Source organism: Mesorhizobium sp. M2A.F.Ca.ET.039.01.1.1, assembly GCF_003998035.1.
Classification (GTDB): Bacteria; Pseudomonadota; Alphaproteobacteria; order Rhizobiales; family Rhizobiaceae; genus Mesorhizobium.
On record NZ_RZRY01001100.1, the window covers coordinates 1 to 1,526 of the forward strand.

2 protein-coding genes are annotated in these 1,526 nt (G+C 65.3%); both read left to right on the top strand.

Annotated elements, in window-relative coordinates; all coding sequences use genetic code 11:
* Positions 1 to 466 (top strand): DnaB-like helicase C-terminal domain-containing protein (locus EOA24_RS37600; protein ID WP_281059932.1); only part of this gene is annotated, 466 nt, incomplete at its 5' end.
* Between the two features lie 222 nt (positions 467 to 688).
* On the top strand, positions 689 to 1,526 hold an 838-nt coding region (locus tag EOA24_RS37610), incomplete at its 3' end, for an ATPase domain-containing protein (RefSeq protein ID WP_127410798.1).

A 1,526-nucleotide genomic window follows, 5' to 3' on the forward strand; every position in this document is an offset into this window, starting at 1 on the left:
CATCGTCATCGACTATATCCAGCTGATGCAGGGATCCTCCGCCCGCGCGTCGCAGAACCGCGTGCAGGAAATCACCGAGATCACCACGGGCTTGAAGGCCTTGGCCAAGGAGCTCGGCGTACCGATCATCGCGCTGTCGCAGCTGTCGCGTCAGGTCGAAAGCCGCGACGACAAGCGCCCGCAACTCTCGGACCTGCGCGAATCCGGCTCGATCGAGCAGGACGCCGACGTGGTGCTGTTCGTCTATCGCGAGGAGTACTACCTCAAGAACCGCGAGCCGAAGCTCGGCACCGAGGAATACGTCAAGTGGGAAAACGAGGTGAACGAGGCGCGCGGCAAGGCCGAGTGCATCGTGGCCAAGCAGCGCCACGGACCGACCGGCACCGTCAGCCTCGCCTTCCATGGCGAATTCACGCGGTTCTCCGATCTGGCCGAGGAGCATCATCTGCCGGAGAGGTTCGAGTAGCGTTTTGGGAAACGTCTCACTCCGTCGCCCCCCTCTCTGTCCTGCCGGACATCTCCCCCTCAAGGGGGGAGATTGGATGTCGCGTCGGCTTTCGCCAATCGCCAACGTTGCAGGATGGGCATCATTGGCGGAACTGCTGATCTACCCCCTAGAGAGGGAGATGTCCGGCAGGACAGAGGGGGGCGCTGTCCCGTCAGCCCATCCAATATCGGGCCGCGTCTGATGGCCAAATCGCGCGTTCAGTTCATCTGCCAGAATTGCGGCTCGGTGCATCAGCGCTGGGCGGGCAAATGCGACGCCTGCGGCGAGTGGAACACGCTGGTCGAGGAAGGCACCGCCGGCGGCATCGGATCGGGGCCGGCCAACACGCGCAACGCGCGAAAAGGCCGCGCCGTGGTGCTGACCAGCCTCGCCGGCGACATCGAGGATGCGCCGCGCATCGTTTCGGGCATCAGCGAGCTAGACCGCGCCACCGGCGGCGGTTTTGTCCGCGGCTCGGCGCTGCTGGTCGGCGGCGACCCGGGCATCGGCAAGTCGACGCTTTTGACGCAAGCGGCGGCGGCGCTCGCCTCGAAGGGCCACCGCATCGTCTATGTTTCGGGCGAGGAAGCCGTCGCGCAGATCAGGCTGCGCGCCCAGCGGCTCGGCGTCGCCTCGACGCCGGTCGAGCTCGCAGCCGAAACCAATGTCGAGGACATTCTGGCGACCATCGCCGACGGCAAGCGGCCGGACCTCGTCATCCTCGATTCCATCCAGACGCTGTGGACCGACCTTGCCGATTCGGCGCCGGGCACCGTGACCCAGGTGCGCGCCGCCGCTCAAGCCATGATCCGCTATGCGAAATCCACGGGTGCTGCGATCGTGCTCGTCGGCCATGTCACCAAGGAGGGCCAGATCGCCGGCCCGCGCGTCGTCGAGCACATGGTCGACGGCGTGCTTTACTTCGAAGGCGAAGGCAACCATCACTTCCGCATCCTGCGCACGGTGAAGAACCGCTTTGGGCCAACCGACGAGATCGGCGTCTTCGAAATGTCGGATAAGGGCCTGCGCGAGGTTTCCA